The organism is Pseudoalteromonas sp. NFXS53, assembly GCF_056629255.1.
Genome location: NZ_JBWVBR010000003.1, coordinates 290,163 through 314,177 on the forward strand (window position 1 = coordinate 290,163; position 24,015 = coordinate 314,177).

23 protein-coding genes and 1 tRNA gene are annotated in these 24,015 nt (G+C 40.8%); 9 read left to right on the top strand and 15 right to left on the bottom strand.

The window, feature by feature from the left end; translation table 11 throughout:
* Positions 1-36: 36 nt before the first annotated feature.
* From AC1HJP_RS05975 to AC1HJP_RS05985, 3 genes are all read right to left on the bottom strand, one after another.
* On the bottom strand, positions 37-537 hold the full coding sequence (locus AC1HJP_RS05975; protein WP_480361023.1) for a hypothetical protein: 501 nt from the start codon (positions 535-537) through the stop codon (positions 37-39).
* A gap of 318 nt (positions 538-855) precedes the next feature.
* Positions 856-932, bottom strand: a tRNA-Pro gene (locus tag AC1HJP_RS05980).
* A 175-nt stretch (positions 933-1,107) separates the two neighbouring features.
* A complete protein-coding gene (locus tag AC1HJP_RS05985) occupies positions 1,108-1,515 on the bottom strand; it encodes a MerR family transcriptional regulator (protein WP_480361025.1) in 408 nt (135 codons plus the stop codon).
* 89 nt (positions 1,516-1,604) lie between these two features.
* On the opposite strand from AC1HJP_RS05985, the gene AC1HJP_RS05990 reads away from it, so the two are divergent.
* On the top strand, positions 1,605-2,843 hold the full coding sequence (locus AC1HJP_RS05990) for an NADH:flavin oxidoreductase/NADH oxidase family protein (protein WP_480361026.1): 1,239 nt from the start codon (positions 1,605-1,607) through the stop codon (positions 2,841-2,843).
* A 142-nt stretch (positions 2,844-2,985) separates the two neighbouring features.
* Here AC1HJP_RS05990 and ybaK read toward each other — a convergent pair whose 3' ends face one another.
* Positions 2,986-3,453, bottom strand: coding sequence for a Cys-tRNA(Pro) deacylase (gene ybaK / locus AC1HJP_RS05995; RefSeq protein ID WP_480361027.1), 468 nt, complete (start codon positions 3,451-3,453; stop codon positions 2,986-2,988).
* Positions 3,454-3,580: 127 nt separating this feature from the next.
* On the opposite strand from ybaK, the gene AC1HJP_RS06000 reads away from it, so the two are divergent.
* Both AC1HJP_RS06000 and AC1HJP_RS06005 read left to right on the top strand, forming a co-directional pair.
* The gene (locus AC1HJP_RS06000) at positions 3,581-4,531 is read left to right on the top strand and encodes an alpha/beta fold hydrolase (RefSeq protein WP_480361028.1); all 951 of its coding nucleotides are present in this window, start codon (positions 3,581-3,583) and stop codon (positions 4,529-4,531) included.
* On the top strand, positions 4,528-5,676 hold the full coding sequence (locus tag AC1HJP_RS06005; protein WP_480361029.1) for an RNA polymerase sigma factor: 1,149 nt from the start codon (positions 4,528-4,530) through the stop codon (positions 5,674-5,676). The genes AC1HJP_RS06000 and AC1HJP_RS06005 overlap by 4 nt, the downstream gene beginning before the upstream one ends.
* 99 nt (positions 5,677-5,775) lie before the next feature.
* Here the strand turns inward: AC1HJP_RS06005 and AC1HJP_RS06010 are convergent, their stop codons facing one another.
* The 9 genes from AC1HJP_RS06010 to AC1HJP_RS06050 all read right to left on the bottom strand — a co-directional run bounded on the left by AC1HJP_RS06010 (position 5,776) and on the right by AC1HJP_RS06050 (position 14,988).
* On the bottom strand, positions 5,776-6,945 hold the full coding sequence (locus AC1HJP_RS06010; protein WP_480361030.1) for a cystathionine beta-lyase: 1,170 nt from the start codon (positions 6,943-6,945) through the stop codon (positions 5,776-5,778).
* 28 nt (positions 6,946-6,973) lie between these two features.
* Positions 6,974-7,894, bottom strand: coding sequence for an NAD(+) diphosphatase (gene nudC / locus AC1HJP_RS06015; protein ID WP_480361031.1), 921 nt, complete (start codon positions 7,892-7,894; stop codon positions 6,974-6,976).
* Between the two features lie 121 nt (positions 7,895-8,015).
* Entirely contained in the window at positions 8,016-8,810 is a 795-nt protein-coding gene (gene nagB / locus AC1HJP_RS06020; RefSeq protein WP_480361032.1) for a glucosamine-6-phosphate deaminase, read from the bottom strand.
* A gap of 248 nt (positions 8,811-9,058) precedes the next feature.
* A complete protein-coding gene (nagX, locus tag AC1HJP_RS06025) occupies positions 9,059-10,186 on the bottom strand; it encodes a transmembrane glucosamine N-acetyltransferase NagX (protein ID WP_480361033.1) in 1,128 nt (375 codons plus the stop codon).
* Positions 10,187-10,251: 65 nt separating this feature from the next.
* On the bottom strand, positions 10,252-11,376 hold the full coding sequence (nagA, locus tag AC1HJP_RS06030; RefSeq protein ID WP_480361034.1) for an N-acetylglucosamine-6-phosphate deacetylase: 1,125 nt from the start codon (positions 11,374-11,376) through the stop codon (positions 10,252-10,254).
* Positions 11,376-12,287, bottom strand: coding sequence for an N-acetylglucosamine kinase (nagK, locus tag AC1HJP_RS06035; RefSeq protein ID WP_480361035.1), 912 nt, complete (start codon positions 12,285-12,287; stop codon positions 11,376-11,378). Before nagK ends, nagA begins: the two co-directional genes overlap by 1 nt.
* Before the next feature lie 323 nt (positions 12,288-12,610).
* Entirely contained in the window at positions 12,611-12,853 is a 243-nt protein-coding gene (locus AC1HJP_RS06040; protein ID WP_480361036.1) for an HP1242/YdcH family protein, read from the bottom strand.
* Positions 12,854-13,099: 246 nt separating this feature from the next.
* Entirely contained in the window at positions 13,100-14,110 is a 1,011-nt protein-coding gene (locus AC1HJP_RS06045; protein WP_475160890.1) for a LacI family DNA-binding transcriptional regulator, read from the bottom strand.
* Positions 14,111-14,343: 233 nt separating this feature from the next.
* A complete protein-coding gene (locus AC1HJP_RS06050; protein ID WP_480361037.1) occupies positions 14,344-14,988 on the bottom strand; it encodes an HD domain-containing protein in 645 nt (214 codons plus the stop codon).
* A gap of 93 nt (positions 14,989-15,081) precedes the next feature.
* Between AC1HJP_RS06050 and AC1HJP_RS06055 the strand changes: the two genes are divergently transcribed.
* Both AC1HJP_RS06055 and AC1HJP_RS06060 read left to right on the top strand, forming a co-directional pair.
* Positions 15,082-16,272: a class I SAM-dependent methyltransferase gene (locus tag AC1HJP_RS06055; protein WP_480361038.1), complete on the top strand. Its 1,191-nt coding sequence runs from the start codon at positions 15,082-15,084 to the stop codon at positions 16,270-16,272.
* A gap of 124 nt (positions 16,273-16,396) precedes the next feature.
* Entirely contained in the window at positions 16,397-18,019 is a 1,623-nt protein-coding gene (locus AC1HJP_RS06060) for a methyl-accepting chemotaxis protein (protein WP_480361039.1), read from the top strand.
* 56 nt (positions 18,020-18,075) lie between these two features.
* On the opposite strand, the gene AC1HJP_RS06065 is transcribed toward AC1HJP_RS06060, so the two are convergent.
* Entirely contained in the window at positions 18,076-19,977 is a 1,902-nt protein-coding gene (locus tag AC1HJP_RS06065) for a beta-ketoacyl synthase (RefSeq protein WP_480361040.1), read from the bottom strand.
* Between the two features lie 113 nt (positions 19,978-20,090).
* Between AC1HJP_RS06065 and AC1HJP_RS06070 the strand changes: the two genes are divergently transcribed.
* Positions 20,091-21,101, top strand: a complete 1,011-nt coding sequence (locus AC1HJP_RS06070) for a GlxA family transcriptional regulator (RefSeq protein WP_404389989.1) — start codon at positions 20,091-20,093, stop codon at positions 21,099-21,101.
* 4 nt (positions 21,102-21,105) lie between these two features.
* On the opposite strand, the gene AC1HJP_RS06075 is transcribed toward AC1HJP_RS06070, so the two are convergent.
* Positions 21,106-21,498, bottom strand: coding sequence for a tellurite resistance TerB family protein (locus AC1HJP_RS06075; protein ID WP_480361041.1), 393 nt, complete (start codon positions 21,496-21,498; stop codon positions 21,106-21,108).
* 152 nt (positions 21,499-21,650) lie between these two features.
* On the opposite strand from AC1HJP_RS06075, the gene AC1HJP_RS06080 reads away from it, so the two are divergent.
* The 3 genes from AC1HJP_RS06080 to AC1HJP_RS06090 all read left to right on the top strand — a co-directional run bounded on the left by AC1HJP_RS06080 (position 21,651) and on the right by AC1HJP_RS06090 (position 24,004).
* On the top strand, positions 21,651-22,505 hold the full coding sequence (locus tag AC1HJP_RS06080; RefSeq protein ID WP_480361043.1) for a hypothetical protein: 855 nt from the start codon (positions 21,651-21,653) through the stop codon (positions 22,503-22,505).
* Positions 22,506-22,592: 87 nt separating this feature from the next.
* Positions 22,593-22,988: a hypothetical protein gene (locus tag AC1HJP_RS06085; RefSeq protein ID WP_480361044.1), complete on the top strand. Its 396-nt coding sequence runs from the start codon at positions 22,593-22,595 to the stop codon at positions 22,986-22,988.
* A 101-nt stretch (positions 22,989-23,089) separates the two neighbouring features.
* The gene (locus AC1HJP_RS06090; RefSeq protein ID WP_480361045.1) at positions 23,090-24,004 is read left to right on the top strand and encodes a M14 family metallopeptidase; all 915 of its coding nucleotides are present in this window, start codon (positions 23,090-23,092) and stop codon (positions 24,002-24,004) included.
* The last annotated feature ends 11 nt before the right edge of the window (positions 24,005-24,015 follow it).

The window sequence follows — 24,015 nt, forward strand, 5'->3', positions numbered from 1 at the left end:
GTAGCTAAACCTGATATCCATAAAGTAAGTTTCGTATTAAACGTTATTTTTATATTTATTTTCCAATTTCATAATTTGTTCAGTCTTAATTCCCATTCGCTCAATATCTCCACGCATTTGTATCTGCATAGAATCAAGAATAAAAAGATACTCAACAACTTTATCCATTGTTAAACTATCACGTTCATTTTTAAACTCATCAAATGCTTTCTGTGCTGTTTTTAATGCGCCTTCAATAAACTCACTGTATTCTGTCTTTGTTGTCTCGGACTTTTCGATAATAATTCTGGCATTATTCCAACAGTTAATTAATTCAGCTGAGCCTTTTGTAACTTCTCTTTTAAGTTCAATCAGCTTGTATTTCTGAGTATCGTCCCTAGTTTTCTTTGCATTCATAAAGGCAAGAACAGCTATAACTAAAGAAAAAGTTGATACCAAGCCGTTTATATTAATTAAGCTATTCCAGCTACTGACTGTAGAACCAATAATAATTAAAAGAAAACATACAAACCAAATCGTACAGTTACTAAAATTCATCAACGTTTAAATCCAAAATCATATCCTTTTCGCTTTGGCGATATTATCTACTCATTAAATTTATAGCAACTCTAAGCAAATTAACAATTGCAATTACAAGGGTCTAGAGTTAAATAATGGTTAAGACTTACATTTTGCATCATGTAAATAGATCTTGAGACCTGACTTATTCGAGCATAACTGCCATACAGATAAAACCAAATAACTGAAAACTGAAAACTGAAAACTGAAAACTGAAATACAAGAGTAAAGGAACACTAAAAAGTGACTAATTAAATATTGGAATACCAAGAGATATTTGAAGGGCTAAGGAAAAGTTGGTCGGCATAGCAGGATTTGAACCTGCGACCCCTGACACCCCATGACAGTGCGCTACCAAGCTGCGCTATATGCCGACTTGCTAGCAACTATACAAGATAATTCTTAAAAGGCAACAACCTGTTGGATTGTTTGAACATTTTGTGTGCTCTTAGTTTAAGCTGGCTAAACATGGCAGGTTTGAATTTAAGAGTTTAGGTAGCCGCCCATCAATTATTACTAAGGCGAAGTGTGTAATTCAAGTGACCTTGATTAATAGCTTTCCGTTTTTTCTAGTATTTCAGCTAATTCCTTTTGGTCCATGCATTCGCCTGCTTGCCAGCGTTGGTCGAGTCTTGAAACGAGTGTGTTAATTTGCGCTTTTTTATTATGTAATTGCTGAAGTAATGCTTCTATTTCAAGCGATTTTTGATTTAAACGTGCCATGATCAAGTCTTTGTTTAAGCCATCATTTTCATTCATCAAATTTGGTAATTCTGCGAGTGAGAATCCCAAACTTTGGCTAAATTTAATGAGTTGTAATTTCTCTTGCGCTGTTTTGTCATAAACTCGATAACCGCTGCTTGTGCGTTTTGCTTTCGGTAGCAAACCTTTTTGCTCGTAAAAACGAATTGTGCTCGTGGTCAAGCCAGTCTGTTTCGCTAGTTCGCCTATTTTCATATTTATATCCATTCTAGGTGTTGACCTTAAAGTTAACTTAAAGGTTATAGTCATTCATATCAACTTATTCAAAGAACTTAGAGGTGAATATGACACACACCGTTTTCGACTCTTTCATATTGCCAAATGGTAATGTGGTCAAAAATAGAATTGTTAAAGCTGCAATGGAAGAAAATATGGCGATAGACGGCCAACTTCCAGGAGAAGCGTTATTCAACCTTTATCAAGCTTGGGCGCAAGGCGGAGCTGGGGTCATCATCACAGGTAACGTAATGGTTGATCATTTGGCCATGACTGGCCCAGGTGGTGTTGCCCTTGAAAAGAACACACCGCTAGAACCATTTAAGGTATGGGCTCAAGCGGCAAAACAAAACAATACCCGAGTATGGATGCAAATAAACCATCCTGGTAGACAAGTATTTAAAAAAATGGGGGGTAAAGTTTTATCTCCTTCAAATATACCGCTTGAAATGGGTAAACACTCTAGTCTATTTACCACACCCACACCCATGACAAACGAAGAAATAGAAGAAGTAATACAACGCTTTGCCAGCACGGCAGAGCAAGCAAAAAAAGCGGGATTCGATGGTGTTGAAATACATGCCGCTCATGGCTATTTGTTGGCACAATTTCTATCACCTCTTACCAATAAAAGACATGATCAATGGGGAGGCTCTTTAAATAATCGTGCTAGGTTGTTATTAGAAGTTACTAAAAGAATTCGAACTCTTTGCGGACAAAATTTTGATATTGCAATTAAGCTAAATTCGGCAGATTTTCAACGCGGCGGGTTCGAAGTTGAAGACGCGATTAAGGTCATTGAAATGCTTGAGCCTTTTAACGTAGACATGGTTGAGCTTTCAGGAGGAAGCTACGAAGCCCCAGCAATGCAAGGTAGAACTGCAGATAATCGAACTCTGGCGCGAGAAGCATACTTTTTAGAGTTCGCTGAAAAAATAGCTCTCGAGTCGTCAATTCCCATTATGACAACTGGAGGAATAACAAAACTAAATGTTGCGAATAAGGTTATTAATAGAGGTGTGGATTTAGTAGGCATTGCTTCTGCATTGGCTTTTACCCCAGATTTACCGAACTCTTGGCAAACACATAACCCCGTTGAGGGGCATGTACCTACCCTTAATTGGCAAGACAAAACTCTGAATGGTCTGGCTGTTATGGCAATGGTTAAACACGCTTTGAGAGCAGTTGGAAAAGGCAAAAAGCCAAGCATTAATGCCCAACCGCTATGGGTTTTAATCAAAGATCAAATTCGAGCAAAAATGCTGACAAATCGATACCGAAAACAATATCGCGATGTATTAAATTAAATCTTCAATAAGCATATTAGTAGTAAAACAATGGGTTTTACTACTTCACCTGAGTATTGGTTACTTAACTCTAAAATACTCTAAATAAAATTTGCTGCCGTTTAACAGAGGGTGATGGCTTTAAAAAGTTAATTTTCGTTAGTTATACTTTTATTTGAGCAAAGTGCCCTTTTACTAATTCACTTAATACATCTGCCGCCAGTTCAATTTCAAGCCCTCTGCGCCCTGCACTGACAAAAATGGTTTCAAAGTCTTTGGCTGAGCTATCAATCACAGTGGCGAGGCGTTTTTTCTGTGCCATTGGGCTGACACCACCTAAAATGTACCCCGTTGAACGCTCGACTAATTGCTGTGGCGCCATCGCGGCTTTCTTTGCCCCTATGGCTTTTGCCAACGCTTTCAAATTCAGTTGCTGGTTAACGGGCAAAACCGCAACGACAAGTTGTTTGCTATCAGTTTCGACTACTAGGGTTTTAAACACTTGAGATGGGTTTAACCCCAATTTTTCGGCAGCCTCTAAACCATAAGACTGTGCTTTAGGGTCGTGCTTGTATTCGTGCACGTTAAATGAGATTTTGGCTTTTTTGGCGAGTAAAATCGCTGGCGTCATGACTTTAATCCTTTTACTTAACTTTTCAAATGTAATCGCTGTTACTTTGGATAACAAATAAATTTAAAAAAGTTGTCACACTTTAAATGACTCGTGTGACTTAGTTATATAACCAACAGGAGCTACTATGATTAAGTCACATAACAAACCAAATAAACATACAAAATTAAGCCTATTGATTGTTTTTTTCATCGCGATTGCTGCAGCATTAAATAGCGCTCAAGTTTGGGCGCATAATCACTTTACTGTTAAAACAGTCGGAAATAGCCAAACAGATAATGCCAATATCATTCTGATCCCGGGTCTTATGTCTAACGGTGAAGTTTGGCAAGGCACTCTAAGCACAATCAAAGATAAACACCGTGTACATGTGGTATCAATCACCGGATTTGCCGATAATCAAAAACCTACAAGCTTTTCGATGAAAGAGTTACAAAACAAGCTAATTGCTTTTATTACTGAAGAGAGTCGCAGGTCAGAAGCTTCAAATGCTGTAGCAAATAAAACAATTCTAATTGGTCATAGTCTGGGAGGCTTTTTAGCTATGTCGATTGCACTAGAAAAACCAGAGCTTGTTAGTAAGGTCGTTTCAGTAGATGGCCTGCCCTATATTGGCCCGATATTTACCGGCACAAATCAAACGACACCTGCTTTACTTAGCCAACAAGCTGAACGAATACTTTTAATGCACAAATCAATGAATCAAACGCAACTAGCAGAGCAAACAGCGCGCGGCATATTTATTCAAGCCACTCAACCTAGGTATCAAAAACAAATCATTGATATGGCTGAACGTTCTGATCCGGTTACCGTTGGCAAAGCTATACACTATTTAATGAGCAATGATTTAAGACCATCACTGGCTAAAATAAAAGCGGATTTACTTATTCTGGGTGCATCAGGTGGATTTAACGATAACTCTCGCAAACAAGCCGTTGAACAACTATACAAAGAGCAAGTCGCAAATTCCCCCAATGCAGTAGTCAAAATGAATACAAGCTCTCGTCATTTTATTATGTATGATGATCCTAAATGGCTAAACGACCAAATTACGGCATTCATTAAGGATAAATCATGAATACATTAGCGTATAAACTAGACATGAAAGACAGTGCCAGTATTGCTTTGTATGTGTCGCATGCACGAAAAGGTGATGTAAATGCCTTTGAAGCACTTCACAAAGCATGTCGACAACTCATTTGCAGTATTGCGCTCGCTATCACGAAGGACGTGCATTCGAGTGAAGATGTAGCGCAACAAGTATTTATCAATGCATGGCAAAACCTCGATAAGTTAAAAAACGATCACAGCTTTTTACCTTGGCTTCGCCAAACTGCTCGTTATAAAGCTCTAAACGTATTGCGAGAAAAGTCGAATTTAGTATCTGACAATAATGAGTCACTCGAGCAATCACTTGAGCAGTTACTTGCTCACCATGATTGTCCTGATAGTGATTTACTAAAAGATGAACAAGTCATGCTAATGAATCAACTTGTTTCAGCTTTACCAGAAGAGAGCCGTGAGATTTTAATTTTGTACTATCGAGAAGATCAATCTAGCAAGCAAGTCGCTGCATTATTAGATATCTCTGAGGAAAAAGTACGTCAACAGTTATCAAGAAGCCGAAAGAAGCTAAAGTCTCAATATTTAAATCGTTTTGGTACATTGGCAATTTCGACGATTACCCCAGCAGTTGCTTTAGGCTTGGTCGCCCCAAGTACACCCGTTGCAGCGGCAACACTGGTCAGCAATACAACGTATAGCTCACCAATATTAAAACTTTTTGCAGTGCTTGGTGGTGCTTTTCTCGGCGCATTCGCAGCTATGCTCGCGGTGTTTTACAGCATGAAATTTCCGATTAAGTATGCAAAGACTGAGCAGACAAAAGCAATACTTAAAGTTATGAGAACCAGAATGTTAATCACCACGTTTGTATTTGGGGTGCTATTCGTTATGAGTTACTCATTTAGCTCGGGGTGGATTATGCCAACGCTCGCTTATACAGCATTTGCATTGATACTTGGCTTACAGATTTTCCAAGCACAAAATATCATTAACATAGACCAGCAACAAATGACTGAAAGTGAAGTGGCAGCTAAACCATTTCTATGTCGCCCTAAGTGGCAAAAGCTTTTTGGCCGAATTGGTCTGGTGCTTGGGTTTGCCAGCGGTGGCTTTGGTTTAGTGATGGGATTAATTGGCTCGGGAAGATTAGTTTTATGAGATTTTTCTATTCGAAAATAGAAAAATGCGCGATGTAAAAAGTAAAACGCGACATTAAGTCGCGTTTTCATACATCTGTTTCAATTTAATAATCGAACCTTACAAATTCTCTTTATACACCTGCAGTGCTTGGTCTAAATCTGCGATTAAGTCTTCAACATCTTCTAGGCCTATATGCAGGCGAATAATCGGGCCGTGATCCCACCCTGTTGTTGAACGCAGCTTTTCCATCGTTTTATTGGCAGTAACTAGACTTTCGTAGCCACCCCATGAAAAACCCATTTTGAAATGATGCAAGGCATCTAAAAACGCATTGATTGATTTTAGATTGCCCTCTTTCATGACAAACGAAAACAAACCGTTGCTGCCATCAAAATCGCGTTTAAAGAATTCATGCCCTGGGCAAGTTTCAAATGCTGGGTGGCGAACATGATCAACCAATTCGTGTTCAGACAACCACTGTGCGACTTGTATCGCCGCTTTTTCGTGCTGGGCTAAACGCACAGGCATAGTACGAAGACCACGTAATGCTAAGTAAGCATCATCAGCAGACGTACATTGACCTAACAAATAAGAATGCTCACGCAATGTCGGCCAATGGGCTTCATTTGCAACCGCAACGCCCATCATCACATCTGAGTGCCCAACAATGTACTTGGTTGCAGCTTGAATACTGACATCAACGCCAAAATCAAGCGGTCTAAAATGCCAGCCATTACCATAGGTATTGTCTAGCATAGTGATGATGTTATGCTTTTTCGCAACCTCAACAAGTGCAGGCACATCTTGAATTTCCATGGTGATTGACCCCGGAGATTCTAAGAAAATCACTTTGGTGTTTTCTTGAATAAGGGTTTCGATGCCTGCGCCAATCGTTGGGTCATAATACGTAGTCGTGATCCCAAGGCCAGCTAAAATCTTGTCACATAGATCACGTGTCGGCTCGTAGGCGTTATCAACCATTAATAAATGGTCGCCTGACTTCAAAAAAGACAATAAAGATTGACTGATGGCTGCGGCACCCGATGGGTAAAGTGCGCATCCTGCACCATTTTCAAGCTCGGTAATGGCATCTTGCAGCGCATAGTGGGTATTTGTACCACGACGTCCATAAAATAAGGTGCGATCAGCACGCTCTTTAATGGCGGTTTGCATTTCTTCAACGGTATCAAATACGACCGTTGAAGCACGTTGCACAACTGGATTTACGACCCCTTGGGTATATTGTTTTTTTCTGCCAGCACTGACAATCTTTGTGTTCTTTTTCATTGTTAAACCTTGGTATTTTTAACTTATTCTATTCGCCTAGTGCACGCCAATATTCAACTAAATAACGTGAAATAGAATCTCTTCGGGTAAGTTTAAGCCCAGGCGTATCATCGCCCCACTCTGCGAATGTATTTAATTCTGCTCTTGAAAACCACTTAGCGTCTTGTAGTTCATCTTGTTCCACTGAGATCTCTGTGGTTTTCGCTTTAGCTATAAAGCCCAGCATTAATGACGACGGAAAAGGCCATGGCTGTGATGCGATATACTGCGCATCTTCTGCAATAATGCCCGACTCTTCTTCTACTTCACGCAATACAGCTTGTTCAAGTGATTCTCCAGGATCAACAAAACCTGCGAGCGTTGAATACACACCTTCTGGCCAGCTTTCTTGACGACCCATCAAACAACGCTCAATGCCATCGTCAAAAGTATGGGTCACTAACATGATCACCGCCGGATCAGTTCGCGGGAATGTAATATGACGACACTCACCATTTTGACAACGACGCGCATGACCACCTTCATAAGGCTTATTTGCTGTGCCACAACGGCCACAAAAAACATGGGTTTTATGCCAATAGCACATCCCCCTTGCGAGTACACCGATAGATGCTTCAAAACCATTTAGTTTTGGCCCAACTTTACGCATATCTTCAAATGTGCCACCCGCTGATAAATCATTCACTTCATCTGGATCTATATTCGACACATCTAACACAAAATAGTGTAATTCGTTTTGATGGCCAATATACACGGCATCATCGGTATTTAAGTGCGCGACTGACGACCAGAGTAATAACTGAAGCTTTTGTAAGTCTGCGCTAAATAAGTTTTTATCTTGGTGAATTAAAAGCCATCGGCTATTGGTCGTTTTTTGCGTGTTTAGCCAGTTGCTATCTTTGCGTTGCTGCGACGCTCTGTCTAAACTCATCTGCGTGTAATGAAGCATATTCACTCCTTTGCGTGATTTGAGCCTAAGCTAACACACAGATACCCTAAGCTAAATAAATAAGCCGTAAAATTTGCAAAAAAAAAGCCCTTACGGGCTTTTAAAACATGTAGTTGCGTTACTACAAAGAGGCTAAATAGGCCTGAAGCTTTTGGTTTTCAGCTTCAATGTGCTGATAAAACTCAATGTCTTTTAACTTGCTTGCTGCAGCCTTATCAATCACGATAACCGCGTCACGGTGCATCTGTAGTGCAGATGCTGGGCAGGCTGCCGTTAACGGGCCTTCAATCATTGCATGAACCGCTTCAGCTTTGTTCTCACCAGTCGCTAATAACACCACTTTTTTGGCGTCAAGAATAGTACCGATACCCATAGTGATAGATAAATGTGGTTGGTATTCATCTTCTTTGAAAAAACGCGCATTATCATCAATGGTTGCTTTGGTTAATGTTTTAACTCGTGTACGTGACGTTAAACCTGAAGATGGCTCATTAAAACCAATGTGACCGTTACGGCCAATGCCCAATAGTTGAACATCAATACCGCCTGCAGCGGCAATGTGACCTTCGTATTCCTGACACGCAGTAATAGGGTTTTTCGCATCACCCGGTGGTACATGGGTTTTATCTTTGTCGATGTCTACATGGTTGAACAATTGCTCGTTCATGAAATAACGGTAGCTTTGTGGGTGTGAACCATCTAGACCTAAGTATTCGTCTAAGTTGAATGTTGTCGCGTCTTTAAAGCTAATTTCACCTGCTTCGTTACGACGAATTAGTTCTTGGTAAAGCGCTACTGGTGTTGAACCGGTCGCTAAACCTAACACAGACTCTGCTTTCTTTTTTAGTTGTTGTGTAAAGATATCTGCGCCATAAGCTGCAACTTCATTGGCGTCGTTTAAGATTACTATTTGCATGGTTTTGGCTCGTTGTTGAAGAAAAGAAAAAATGGGATCTGGGCTTACTTCGCGTGCAATCAAAATAAGCGCCAGATCAAAACCTAATCGGGATAATCTTATTAGGCTGTACCATTATGACAACGCTGTCATTATTATCATTAATTGAGCGCTTGTAAAGTAAAAGTGAAAAAAAACTTATGTTTTTTTATAACAAAAAGGCTCATTAATATGAGCCTTTTGCATAAGTAAATAATCAAGGTTTGAAATTAAACGCTGACAAAGATCTTACGACGATACATCCAATGTAGCACTAACATTTGCACCGCCATCAGCGCAGTGACCGCCAATACCGGCTGCCATTCACTTGGGGCTGCGTTTACCACACCACCGAACACACTGCGGCTAATGTATTCCCAATCAACTAAAGATGACGCTAGGTAGATAATGATTGAGTTTGCACCAATAATGACAAACGGATAAGCCAGCTTTTGACCATTTAAAATGTCAACTGCTGCGTAGAAAACAGCAAGTAAAATTGCACTCCACCCCACTGTTACCAATACAAATGAACTGGTCCAAAGCTCTTTATTAACTGGGAAGTGTAAGTCCCATGTCCAACCAAGTACTAAGCTCACAACACCTGCGCCGAATAAAATGCCACAGGTTTTCCATTCACCGCGCTCATTGGCTTTGGCAATCAGTTGTCCTGCAAATACGCCTGCAATCGCATTCACAATCGCTGGTAAACTCGACAAAATACCTTCAGGGTCAACCACACGGTTTTGATATGAAATACCAGGTAAAAGGTGTTTATCAAACCATGCATTCCAACTACCTGCCGCAGACAAGTCACCTGCAACACCGCCAGGTACAGGTATAAAGCAAAGAAGTACCCAGTAGAAAATTAAAATACCGATACCAGAGTATGCTAAAACACGTAAGCTAAAGTGCCAAACTAATAAAGCACAGAAGAACCAAGCGATTGCGATTCTACCTAACACACTGGCATAACGTACTTCTTCAAATGCAAATGGTGCTCCAGTGCCCCAGCCGTGGTTATACAAAACACCAAATGCCATAAGTAAAAACAGTCGTTTAATTGCTTTGTTGTATAGCGGGCGTCTTTCGTTAAAAGGAAGGTGATCGATACGCTTAGGTGCAAGACCCATAGCAACACCAGACAAGAAGATAAATAATGGGAATATTAAATCGTAAAAAGTAAAGCCATGCCATGGGCTATGTACTGTGTGTGCTTCAAACGCTTTCCATCCCTGCCAGCCTGTTAAAACAAATAAAGCGGCAAATATGCCCTGTCCGCCTAAAATCCAAAACATGTCCATGCCTCGGAGTGCATCTAAAGATGCTAATCGTTTTTTTTGTGTTTTTGCTGTCATATTTTATTCCAGTACAAATAAAAAAGCCCCGCTATACTGCAGCGGGGTTTTTTCCTCAGGGAAAGTTAAATCTGAGCACCAGCGATATATGTTGCCTGTGCAAATAAATTCTCATCTAGGTGAACAAAGTCTGCATCAGCCCCTTCACGCAAATGGCCTTTGCTGTTTAAGCCTAAATATTGCGCTGGATATAAAGATGCCATACGAAGCGCTTCTGGTAGACTTACATCTAACCAATCAACCGTATTTCGAACTGCGCTTGCCATGTCTAACACACTGCCTGCAAGTTCGCCGGTTGTTGAATTTAAACGATCGCCAGTGCGAATAACTTTACGGCCATCGAAAAATGCAAATTCAGTATCGTCTGTACCTACTGGTGGCATCGCATCTGTCACTAACATGATTTTGCCACGCTGTTTTGAGCGAATAGCTAATTTAGCTGATGTATTATGAACATGATGACCATCGACAATTAAACCGCACCAGCTGTTGTCGTCCCATAACGCAGCACCAACAACGCCCGGCTCACGTGAAGTAAACGCAGACATCGCATTGAATAAATGGGTAAAGCCATCAGCACCCGCTTTAAGCGCAGTGTTAGCTGTTTCAAAATCTGCATTTGAGTGACCAATACTCACTTTAACGCCTAAGCTAATTAAGCGTTCGATATCAGCTAGAGGCACTGTCTCTGGCGCTAAAGTCACCATTTTTATGCCTAAGTCTTGACGCGCATAAATATCGAACTCTTGTTCAGTGATGGGTCGAATAAACTGTTCACTGTGCGTGCCTTTTTTAGGGTGAGACAAGTGTGGACCTTCAAAATGGATCCCCACTACACCAGCTTGATTGCTTTCAATGGCAGCTGCCATCGCATCAGCTGCCGCTTGCATCACTTCAATTTTATCTGTGATCAGAGTTGGCATAAGCGCAGTAGAACCAAATTGCGCATGCGCAGACACCATTTTCTCAAGGCAAGCTGTCGTTTGATCAGCGTTATAAAATGCTCCACCACCGCCGTTTACTTGAACGTCTATATAGCCTGGCACGACTAGGCCATCAAGATTGATTACTTCGGCTTTTTCAGCCGAAACGTTATAACTAACTTTGCCGTCTTCTACTGAGAAAACAACATCATGATGAAATTGTTCACCATCAAAAAGCTTTTTGGCTTTGTAAATTTGCTGGCTCATTAGTTCACCTTTTTAATTTCATGCTGGGTGCTTTCCATTGCAAAATAGATAGCACCAATTTCTGGAGGCTGTTTTGGTTGCTGAACAAGTTTCGCAATATCAGCATCTAGCCACTTATTTAATGGCTCAGCAAGACCACCGATCATAGATAAACGCGGTGGATTAATTTCTAATAATCTTTTCGCAAGGTTGCTGATATATTCGGCACCTTGTTTCACAATTTGCAATGCAACTTCATCGTTCTGCTCTGCAGCTGCAAATACGTGGCGTGCAAGTTTTGCATAACCGCTGGAAGGTTGACCTGCCATTTGCTCGGCAACCCCCATTGCGTCTGTGACATGAAAATGTTGCTTTAAAGTATCAGATAACACGGTTTTTGGCCCAAGACCATCAAGATCTACAAGTACTGCTTTGACTGCCTCTAGACCCATCCATGCACCACTGCCCATATCACCTTGAGCAAAACCATGACCGCCATAATTGACTGTTTCACCGTTTACAATAGCGAAACCGCATGAGCCAGTGCCTGTAATAATTACTGCACCATCATCACCGTCATGTGCACCAATACACGCTGTGTGCAAGTCGGTTGTAAGATACATTTCTTTAAATGGATGGTCCCATTGCATGATTTTGTCGTAAAGACCTGGAATATTCACACCCGCTAAACCAAGGCCTGCTACTATGTCATGTACCTGTTCAACACGAAGACCAGCGTCTTGTAAGGCTAGCTGAGTTGATACCATGATTGACTCTAATGTGCGTTCAAGACCATGTAATGGATTGGCAGGACCACCTAACCCAGTACCTAACACCCCTTGTGTAGCAGAGTAGATAGTTGCACGACATTTTGTGCCACCACCATCTATTCCAATAAATAACTGGTCTTGTTCAACCTGTTTAGCCATCATTTAGCGACCCCTGATCTGTAACGTATTGCTCAAATAGTTTGTGGTTATTTGGCAGAGCATTTTTTCATGTTGATTTAATGTTACACACAAAATGACAGCGTTGTCATTAAATTTTTCAGAAAAATGTTCGAAATTGATAATTTCTAATATTGCATAAAAGAATCTTTTTGTCACCGAAACCAAAGTCTAACAATAAACATAATTGAGCTTTTGAATATAAAACATTAATTATTATAGGGATATTTAACTGGTATGAGGTCTTTTATATTATTAGCAAAGACTAAAAAAGGAGTAGCAGGCTACTCCTTATATTATGAAAACTTTTATGATGCGCTTTTCAAAATAGAATAAAGTTGGTCTTTTAGATGTAATCGTTGCTTTTTGAGTGACTCAAGATATTCATCAGAGGTGTTTTCAACTCCCTCTTCAATGCGGATCACTTCATGATCGAGGTTATGGTAATCATCAAACAAGCGCGCAAAATGTCGATCATTCATTTTTAGTTCGTGGATTTTGTCTTTAAATTCAGGTAACTCTTTAGCTAAGCTGTGGCGATCAATAATCATAGTGAAGTCCTGTTTAAGTTGTCATTTTTCCAAACAAACCTGATGCTTGGCTCACTTTCATAGTACGCCTGCAGCCATGGTGAATGTTGATCTAGCACAAGTTTTATTACACATTTATAAAACGGTTTTATAAGGGGCTTAAAACAGAATTTTTAGTTTGATTTATGAGCTATAAAAGTTGTCAAAAAAGAAAAAAGCCTAACAGCGAACCGCTAGGCTTGGGCAAGTAAAGAAATTGAAAAAGGTTTATAGCTTAGCTGTCGATTCTCTTACGATAAGCTTAGCTTCAAGTGTGGTCTGCGTTTTTTCTACATCAGGGTCGCTAATCTGAAGTATCAACTGCTCAACAGCTTGTCGCGTCATCTCTTCTACAGGCTGCGCAATGGTTGTTAATCCTGGCCAAATATGACGGGCTATCGGTGCATTATCAAAACCCGCTATCGAAATATCTTCAGGTACATTCAGCTTTGATTGTGTCGCCAACTTTAACACCGCGGCTGCCATGTAATCATTCGATGCAAACACCGCGCTCGGTCTTGGTTGTAAATCTAAAATCTCTTTTGCACTATCTGCACCTGAGTGATAACTGAAGTTACCTTCAGCCACCAGCTCTGCATCGAATGCAATATTATGCTCTGCAAGCGCTTTCTGATACCCCGAGAAACGCTGCTCTGTGGCACTGTGATCTGGGTGACCCTTAATAAATGCAATTCGGCTATGACCCAGAGAAATCAAATGCTCTGTGATTTCGAAAGCACCTTGCTCATCATTACTTCTAACTGAAATTGACGTGTCATCTTCAATCGCTGAAGCAACCCGTGCGTAATTAATACCTTTCTTTTGAAGAAATTCGATTAATTCTTGAGAATCAGAAAATGGTGGCGTGAGAACTAGACCATCAAGACGAGACGTTGTAAGGAGGTGTTCTATATTTTCAATGAGCGCTTCGCCGCGCAGTTCGCATGGGTGTATAAGCAAGTTGTAATTATGTTTATGACATGCTTCTAAAGCACCACTTTGAACACGTGTGATATAACTTTTACTGGGGTTATCGTACAAACAGCCGATGATAAAGCTGCGATTGCGAGCAAGGCCTCTGGCAATAGGATTCGGTGTGTAATCAAGTTCTTTGAAAACTTTTAGTACTTTTTCACGTGTTGCCGGGCTAACATTGGGCTCATTATTCAATACGCGTGAAACGGTTTTTTTCGATACGCCGGCGTATTCTGCAACACTATTTATTGTTACTTTCTTCATCTGGTTTCCCGCTCTACATTCGAGGGAGTAAGCACTTCAACCTCTACTGCAATTCATCCTGAACGAAAGAAATATCAATCTAGAATTCTTTGATTAATGGGTTATCATTTATTTTAAAAAAATGCTGCCCACATACATGGGCAGCCAACACGTTTTGACAACAAAATGATAAAACGCCGACATTATGACACCGGTGTCAGACTTGCGCAATAAAATTTTTCAATTGACTATTCTTAGCTGCCTATTTCTTGCCCTAACCTTTCCATAAACTCTTTCATAAACAACACCCTAGCTTCTGCCTCTTGCTTTCCTGCATACGTGTGCATAACTTCAGGTAATTTGAATAGTTTGTTATAGAAATGGTCAACGGTATATGAATAATCATCTGGTTCTCGATTTTCACAGAAGGGATCGTCAACCTTGTAGACACTTCGATGCATCGCACCGCCAACGGTAAAACAGCGTGCAACACCTATTGCCCCTAGGCTATCTAGCCTATCGGCATCTTGAACAATTCTAGCTTCCAGTGTTTCAGCTTCCACATTCGCACTGTAGCTGTGCGCAACTATGGCGTGATGCACAGCAGACAACTTTTCACTTGGAAAGTCGATACTTGTTAAATAGTCGATGGCTTTGTCAGCTGCCAATTTTGATGCTTGGCTCCTTAGTGGACTATTTTTCGCGACTGCCACACAGTCATGTAGCCATGCTGCAGCAACCACCACTTGCAAATCTGCCTGTTCTTTTTTAGCCAAAAGCTTGGCAGCTGTGACAACCCTTTGCACATGCGCTAGGTCATGTCCTGCATCGGCTATGGGTAATGCTTGTACAAATTCGCGACAATTTTGTTCTAAAGACGCTAATTTATCAGTATTCAATGCCCTACTCTCCGGATAATTCGCTGATCAACATTGTATGTTTGTAAACGCTTAACTAAAATGCCCAGCATACAATTAAGTTAGGAAAAATTCATGTCTTGTGCAGTGTACTTGCAGCCTGGTAGAGAAAAATCATTAAAACGTAAACATCCTTGGATATTCTCCAAAGCCATCAAAAAAGTAAAAGGAAAGCCTGCTCTAGGCGATACCGTTAAAATTTACTCTAACGAAGGTAAATTTCTAGCTACTGCTGCATATAGTCCTGATTCTCAAATTAGAGCACGTATATGGAGCTTTGATGAATCTGAAAGCATCGACAAAGATTTTTTCTTACGTCGTTTATCGCGTGCTTTTGATGCCCGCAGTCAAGTCATTGAAGAAGGCGGCTTAACGGGTTTTCGCTTAAGCGCAGCCGAGTCTGATGGCTTACCAGGTATCACCATTGATAAATTCGACAATTATATTGTATGTCAGCTATTGAGTGCGGGTGCAGAGCGCCATAAAGGCGATATCGTTCAAGCACTTCGTGAGCTTTTCCCTGATTGCCACATTTATGAACGCTCTGACGTAGATGTACGTAAAAAAGAAGGCCTAGAAAAAACCACGGGGGCACTTTGGGGCGATGCGCCAAATGAGCCTGTTGTCATTACAGAGAATGGCTTAAAGCTTGAAGTTGATATTTTAAACGGCCACAAAACTGGTTTTTATCTGGACCAACGTGATAGCCGTGCAGCACTTGAACGTTTCTCTAAAGACAAAGAGGTTTTAAACTGCTTCTGTTACACGGGCACTTTTGGTTTGTATGCGCTACGTGGCGGCTGTAAGAACGTCATTAACGTAGATGTATCACAACCTGCCCTTGATACTGCAAAGCGAAATGTAGAGCATAATGAGCTTGATTTATCACGTGCAGAGTTCGTTAAACAAGATGTTTTTAAGTTACTTCGCCAGTACCGTGAGGAAGGTCGTCAATTCGATACTATCGTGATGGACCCACCTAAGTTTGCTGAGAGCAAAGCACAACTAACGGGCGCATGTCGTGGTTATAAAGATATTAATATGATCGCAATGCAAATCCTAAAGCCAGGCGGCACATTACTCACCTTCTCTTGTTCTGGTTTAATGGAGCAAAACCTGTTTCAAAAAGTTGTTGCTGACGCAGCCCTTGATGCAGGTAAAGAATTGTTGATTATGGAGCGTTTGAACCAAGCAGCCGATCACCCTATCGCGGGTAACTACCCAGAAGGTTTCTACCTTAAGGGCCTTATTTGCAAGGTTTATTAAATAGTGCTGAGCGTATACCTTGGTATGCGCTCCCCTCCCCCTTCGACTCACTTTTTGAAACTGGCAATACTCCATATCCCAACTAATATTTAGCAAAGTAATCATGCTTTTATTAAGTGGGCATATGAAAAACCTCAGTATTGCAATTAAATACTCTATCCCTATTTTTGTATTAGTGCTGTGTCTTGTCATAGTACAGTTTTCCAATGGTCATTTAATTAATTCTTTGGAAGAGGAAACCAGTACCTTTCCTGACGAATTTATGCCTGCACTCAGTGTAGTATTAAATGCAGATAGAGACTTATATCAGGCAAGGGTTGCTGAACTCAGTATTGTATATTCAGACAAGGCTGATATTGCCAACTACGTCTCTGACTTGAACGAAAATGCCCAACAAGCCAAAGATAGGTTTAATGAATACCTTAAACTTATGGCTGTTTACCCAGAGATCAGAGGCAAATTTTCTGACTTCAACAATAAGTTCACACAGTGGAAAAGTACGGTTGATGAAGTACTGAGGCTAAAAGACACATCTGATCAGCAAGCAATTCAATTAGCAAAAGGCAAATCTCTAAACGCTTTTTCGAAGTTACGCGATGAATATAATCTCGCTGGTGAGATAGCGTTTGAAAAAGCTAAACAGCTCGAAAAAGAAATTGCTGAATCGAATAATAAAAGCAAAACCTTGAGATGGCTATTTGCCATCGCAGTGATCTTAATAGCCTGTGTGATCGGCTATATAAGCCAAAAAGCCCTACTAAACAGAATTCAACAGCTTACCTCTAGGATCAACGAGATTACCTCTGGAGGAGGTGATTTAACAAATAAAATTACCATTAGTCATAATGACGAGCTAGGACAGCTTGCCCACTCGTTCAATACTTTTTTAGACAGTTTAAAGTTAATTGTCGATGACATTCGTCAAGATAGTGTAAAACTTGAAGCTTCTAGTAATGAGTTAGATCTTACTTCTCGCCAGGCCAATGATATTGTGACACAACAAACACAGTCTACAGAGCTTATCGTGACATCGGTCACAGAAATGAGCACTGCTACTAAAGATGTTTCTCAAATTGCTCAAAATACAGCAGATGAAAATACGTCAGCGCTCAATCAAATGGAAAAAGGGTTAAGCAGCATAGATTCATCTGCCGCACATATTTCGTCCTTATACCAAACAATCGTCGATGCATCTGACAGTGCCAAATCCCTTGCTGAAAAATCAACAAATATTTCTAACGTATTAGATGTCATTGGCGGCATTGCTGAGCAGACCAATTTACTCGCTCTAAACGCAGCAATTGAAGCGGCCAGAGCGGGTGAGCAAGGTCGGGGCTTTGCTGTTGTAGCAGACGAAGTGAGAGCATTAGCCAGCAAGACTCAAGATTCGACACAAAACATTCAAACTATGATCACCGAAGTACAAAATGGCGTTGATGGAGTTGTGGCAAAAATTGAAAGCGGCGTAAACAAAGCAGATGCCGCAGTTTCATTGTCGGAAGAGACCAAGTCATTGCTTGCTGATACCATGGAAATTATAAATCGTGTCAATGATATGTCGATGCAAACTGCTGCCGCTGCAGAAGAACAATCAGCGGTGTCCGATGATATAAACCGAAACCTAGTTGATTTAAACGCACAAACCAAGATGACTCAAGAAGAGGCTGCGAAAGTACAAAACATCGCGGTTAACTTACATACCATCTCAGGTGATATTCTACGTGGTGTAAGTAAATTCAAGACATAAAAAAGGCGCTCATCCCAGAGCGCCTAAGTTTGCTTAACATTCTTTTCTTCTTAAGCTTATTCGCTTAAGTCACCATATTGGTTATTTGTGCTCAGTAATACCGCTTTATCAAAGCCAGGTAAACTTAAGCTATCTTGGCTCAGTACGAGCTCATTTTCATCAATCATACCGTTGCCAAAGCGATAAATAAGCTCATATTGGCCATTATCAGCAGCTTGCTGGTAGTCTGCTTGAGCCAGCTTGGTTTGCTCTAATTTTGCTTGGTATGAATTTAACTGCGCTTCAGAGTAACGTTTCGCTAAAAGCTTATTGGTAAAGTTTGGTGAAAATACCGTTGCTGTTGCGTTGTTACCACCGAAGCCTTTTGAGTTGATAAACGCGACATCCATAGGTGCACATTCATAATGCTCATTGCGAATATCTAAATGTTCCGCGTGCACGTCGTCAGCCACTTTATCAATCGTTGTAATACCTGGCATGATGTTGTGACTAAATACACCCAGCGCTAACGCGAGTTGGTCGCCACTTGCTGGCGCAATGGTGTGACCTACGTATGCCTTCGGCGCAACCACTTTCCAACCATTGATTGAAAATGCTTCTGCCACTTTGTGATAAATCAGCGATTCAGTAACACGGTTTTGCGGTGTACTTGAGCCATGCGCTAAGATAAAGCTGCGCTTTTTAATGGCATCTGTGCCAGCAATTTGCTCAGCTAGTGCGACTGACTTAGCCATTGTGATGTAGTTACCCGGGCCAGGTGCCGTAATAGACTTTTTGATGCCATCAGCATTAACAAACACATCGACTACCGAGCCCATGACTTCAGCTCCAAGTTCTAGAGCAAGCGCATCATCCATAAGGATCGCAACCTGAGCACCTTCACCGATTGTGAAACCACAGTTATCACCAAACGGACGGCTTGTACGACGGTAGTCAACGTTTTCGGTATTATCAAGCTTACGAAGACCTTCTTCGTTTGCCAATGCGCTCATGTTACCAAAACCTTCAATCACTTCTGGCGTTAACGCACATTCTACGCTCGCTACAATCGCAACACGTGTACGACCAGCTTGAATATCATTCACAGCAGCGCGTAAGTTATATAAGAAGGTTGCACACGCACCTGAAGTAGTGAAAGTCGTACCAACGCTGCCTGTTACGTAAGCATTAATAAAGTCTGTAGACATGGTATTTAAACCCAATGCCAATTGCTTTGTACTTACGCGATCACCTTGTTGACGAGAGCGGATCAAACCACCAAAGCCTTCTTGCTGCATTTGACCAGCGACGGATGCTGAATAAGTACCAATTTTGTCTGGTTCAACACTGTTCATGACGGTATCCCAATCAATGCCCGTTGAACGAATCGCATCGGTTGCGGCAAAAATAGTCGCCTGTAGACCACGAGGTTGGTAACGACTGTTATAAAGCGATGCCGGATCAAAGCCGGTTGGTAATTGACCCGCCGCTTTGATTGGATTATCACGATAACTATCGTGTTTTACTTCTAAAGAATCAGGCACAACCACATTGACTGTTTTTGCGTCTAGCTCTTCAACTTGCCATGAGGCTGGCACTGGGTTTGGTAAGTCACGCTTGCGACAAGTGAAATTAAGCCCCGCCTCATCATTCGCATTAATAGTTAGCTTTTGCTGCCAGTGTGTTGCATCGCAATCGAAATGTTCTTTTTCGATTTTACGGATCAAAGTACCCGCTTTAATTTGTTCGCCAAATTGCGCTTCGATTTGTTCAACTGAAATTTCATCGCCTGCTTGTGTTACGAGTCGACCGTCTTCACAACGTACTAAATTCATTAGTGTCGCAAGGCCTAAGAAAGTTTCTTGGCGTGCTTGTTGGTCTAGCTTATCTATAACAATACGGCGATAGCCCTGATGAAAAGATGTACGGCCAGCAGCGTTAATACCACCCATGCCGACAATAATTGGTAATGCAGTCATAAATAATCGTTCTTAAAATTTTCACACAACTTAGATATATTCGATTCTAGTTTGAACTTTAGATTACATTTTGCAAAAATAGCCAAATATCATTTATTTTTCGCCAAATTAGCATGGTCAGACCAGAAAACCCGATAAAAATTGGCTTTTGTATTTATTCAAGCATGCTCTTTACCAGTGTTTCGCTACCAGCAGAAATGCTCAGAGCAGGTGAAGCATTTGCAAAAAGACACTTAGGAAATGACTTTAAGCCGTTACGCATAACTTGGCTAGCGAATGATACCTCACCAATCAGTAATGAGCTTGGGTTACAAATACAGCCTGACGAGGCATTTAGCTATTTGTCAGAGCAAGATTACATTATTGTGCCAAGCATTTGGCGAAACCCTAGACCTGTACTTAGAAAAAACCAATCACTTGCAACGGCTTTAAATCAAGCCTGGCAACAAGGTTCGACCATCATTGGGGTCGGCACTGGGGTCTGTTTTTTGGCTGAGTCTGGCTTACTCGAACGCCATCCTGCGACAACACACTGGCATTATGCGAAACAATTTAAGCTCAATTACCCTTCGGTCGATTTGAAACCTGACTTCTTCATTACCCAGTCTGAGCGTATTTATACCGTAGCCAGTTTGAATGCCCTCGCTGATGTGATTGTGCATTTGATTTCGCAATTATATGGGGTTGCCGCAGCACAACACGTACAGCAAAACTTTTCTCATGAAATCAGGAAGCCCTACGAAGAACAACGTTTTCTAGAAGGCGATGCGGATACGCACCCCGATGAATTAATCGCATCGATTCAATTTTGGTTGAAAAACAATTATCACACCGAGATTGCCCTTTCAGATGTGGCGGAGCAATTTGACTTAAGTTACCGGACGTTTAACCGACGTTTTAAAGCAGCAACAGACCAAACAGCCGCGCATTATCTGCAAACGATACGCCTAGAAAATGCCAAAGAACTATTAGCTTCAAGTAATTTATCAATTCAAGATGTGGCGATATCGGTGGGGTTTAACTCTCAGGGCTTACTCACTCGGGTATTTAAGCAAAGGCTAAATCAAACACCGAGTGAGTATAGAAAAATCGTGCGTAAAAAATTGTTTTCTCAAAACCACTAAACAATTAAAGCTCAGCTTCAATCACTTTTAGTGCATTAGATTCTGACTCAGTGACAACACCATCGGCTTTGGCAAGTTGAGTCGTCAACCTTAGTGCTAACTCCTTTATGGGTTCATCAACAATGTGTTTCATTCTATGGTGAATAAAATGCTCAACATCGCCCTTAGCAATCACTTCTTTGCAATGGGTTATCATATTTGAGATATAAAGACCTGATTCTATCTCGCTATTCCAACATAGCTTCTCTATCCACTGATTTAAAACTGATAACTCTTTTTCACATACTTCGCCATCAATTGACATAAGCAATACAGCTAAATCTACCACAGACTCGGTTTGTAATTGATCAACGCAAACGCCTGAATCTAGATGATTAAGTAACTGTTCGAATTTCATAAAGTCCCCTTTTATAGCGCTCGATAAACACGATTTTCAATGTTTTAAATAACATCAACTTAACAAGATAGTGAACTAGTTTGCTCTTGTCACTTTAATTTATCTCAACTTATACGATACTTAACTCAAATACAGGCCAATGAATCATGCTTATGAAATGGGTATGTTTATTTTTATGCTGTTTTGCCGCTTTAAGTAGCAAGGCTAAAATTCCAATTTCGATTGAAACCGACATTTATAATTATGCCCAACAAGTGCTCGGCGAAGAAAGCATAGAATCTATCGAGCATTTCAAGCACCCAAGCTGCCTTAGGGATGTTGTTGAATTTATCCTAGTACAAAAAGCAATAAAACTCGGAGGCATGGAGCTAGAGTATGATTTTGTACTAGGTGATTATGATGCGAGAAATATTCGTCTTATCCAACACGGACTACTCCTAATCAGTTTTGACTCAATTTGGCTTAATGAAGCATCCCAATATGAAAATGATGTATTCATATCTGAACCTGTGATCCGTGATGGAGAGTTTTACGCAGGTATCTATGTCGCGCCTAATAAAATAACTGAGCTGGCGCCAAAACTTAAGAATGGTATTTCAGACCTTAGCTTTGTGACCAGCGAAGCCTGGCACACTGATGTAAAAACACTCACTGCGCTGAAACCCAAAAATTTAGTCATTGAAGCCGACTGGTTAGTTATGGCTAAAATGGTGAGCAATGGCTGGGTCGATGCCATGCTGGCCCCTTTTAAACCAGCCCTGCCTTTTGAGTACACAGGAAAAAACTACAAGATTCGTGCGATAGATGGCGTTAAAATCGCGCTTCAAGACAGCAGACACTTTGTTGTATCAAAAAAACATCCACTCGGTAACAAAACATTTAAAGCACTACAGAAAGGTTTAAAGCAGCTCAGGCAATCAGGATACATTGAGCGCGCCTATAAGGAGTGCGGTTTTCTCAACTCACATGTTGAAGACTGGCAAGAAATAAAAGCAGAGATGCATTAATTTAAGCTTTAAGTATTAACTCCATATTTTATTCATTTTCTTACATTACCTTGCACGCCTATAAAAAAGGTACGTAGGAGTTAAGAAATGTACGAAGTTAAATCTTCAATCAATTTTGGTTTTTATATTCTTGCCGCGAGCGTTATTGCACTACTTGTGTCAATAAGTACGGTATTTAACTTTACTGCTTGGTTAGAAGCATTAGAAATAATGCTTATATTCACCCTCAGTTTATTTATGGTTATTACATTAATGGGCCGAAGAAGGTCGTCGTGGTGTGTGAATGGGTTAAGCTACTATAACTTTTTGGGCGCTCAAAAATATGTCCCTGTTGAACAAATTCAACAAATTCAAGTTCATAACATTATTTTCTGTAAAGTCACACATGTACAACTTGAGCAGAAAAATATTTTTTTATTCAGTTGCAAATTAACGACACAGCAAAAAAATCGACTTTCGCAACTTGGTTACATTGCAAAATAGCCTGCTTTAAAAGTGTTCAGATGGTGCGCAATTAGATTTAATTACTTTACTGACCCAGGCTTTATCACTAGGATGGCAAAAAACTTTCACCGAGGACGATTATGACAACCGCATACCCAATTGGCACGCCGGGCACACCATGGCAGGCAGCAGAAAAAAAACAGTGGCTTGCAGCACAAGTAATTAAGCGTAGTTATCAACAAGAAGTAGAAACAAAAATACTTGCGCTTGCTGAAGAATATGACGTTGAGCAATATGGCGAACTTAATTACGGTGAAAACGAATATAAATTGTATGCGATAAAGTCACGTGACTTTTCTGACGATAAGCCTACTGTTTTAGTGACAGGTGGTGTGCATGGTTATGAAACCAGTGGCGTACATGGTGCGATTGAGTTCATTAAATCTCAAGGCAAACATTATCAAGCTGATTTCAATCTAGTGGTACTTCCATGTATTAGTCCTTGGGGTTATGAAACAATCAACCGTTGGAACCCAGAAGCCATTGATCCAAACCGCTCATTTTATGCTGACAGCCCAGCACCTGAGTCAAAACAAGCTATGGCTTATGTCGCTCAGTTCGATGATTTACTGTGTCATGTCGATTTACATGAAACAACTGACACAGATAATTCAGAGTTTCGACCAGCGCTTGCGGCGCGTGATGGTGTAAGCCATGATAATTGGAATATTCCAGATGGCTTTTACTTAGTTGGCCATACTCAAAAGCCACAATATTCATTCCAAACCGCGATTATCAAAGAAGTAGAAAAAGTCACCCATATCGCCCCTGCTGACGAAGATGGTAGATTGATTGGTGTTCCGATTGAGCAATTCGGTGTGATTAATTATGACGGCACTAAACTTGGTCTTTGCATGGGCATGACAAATGCTGAATACGTGACGACAACCGAAGTTTACCCTGATAGCCCATCTGCTAACGATGAAATTTGTGTACAAGGCCAAGTAGCTTCTGTCGTTGGTGCTTTAAACTACATAAAATCTATCGAAGACTAATAAATCAAAAC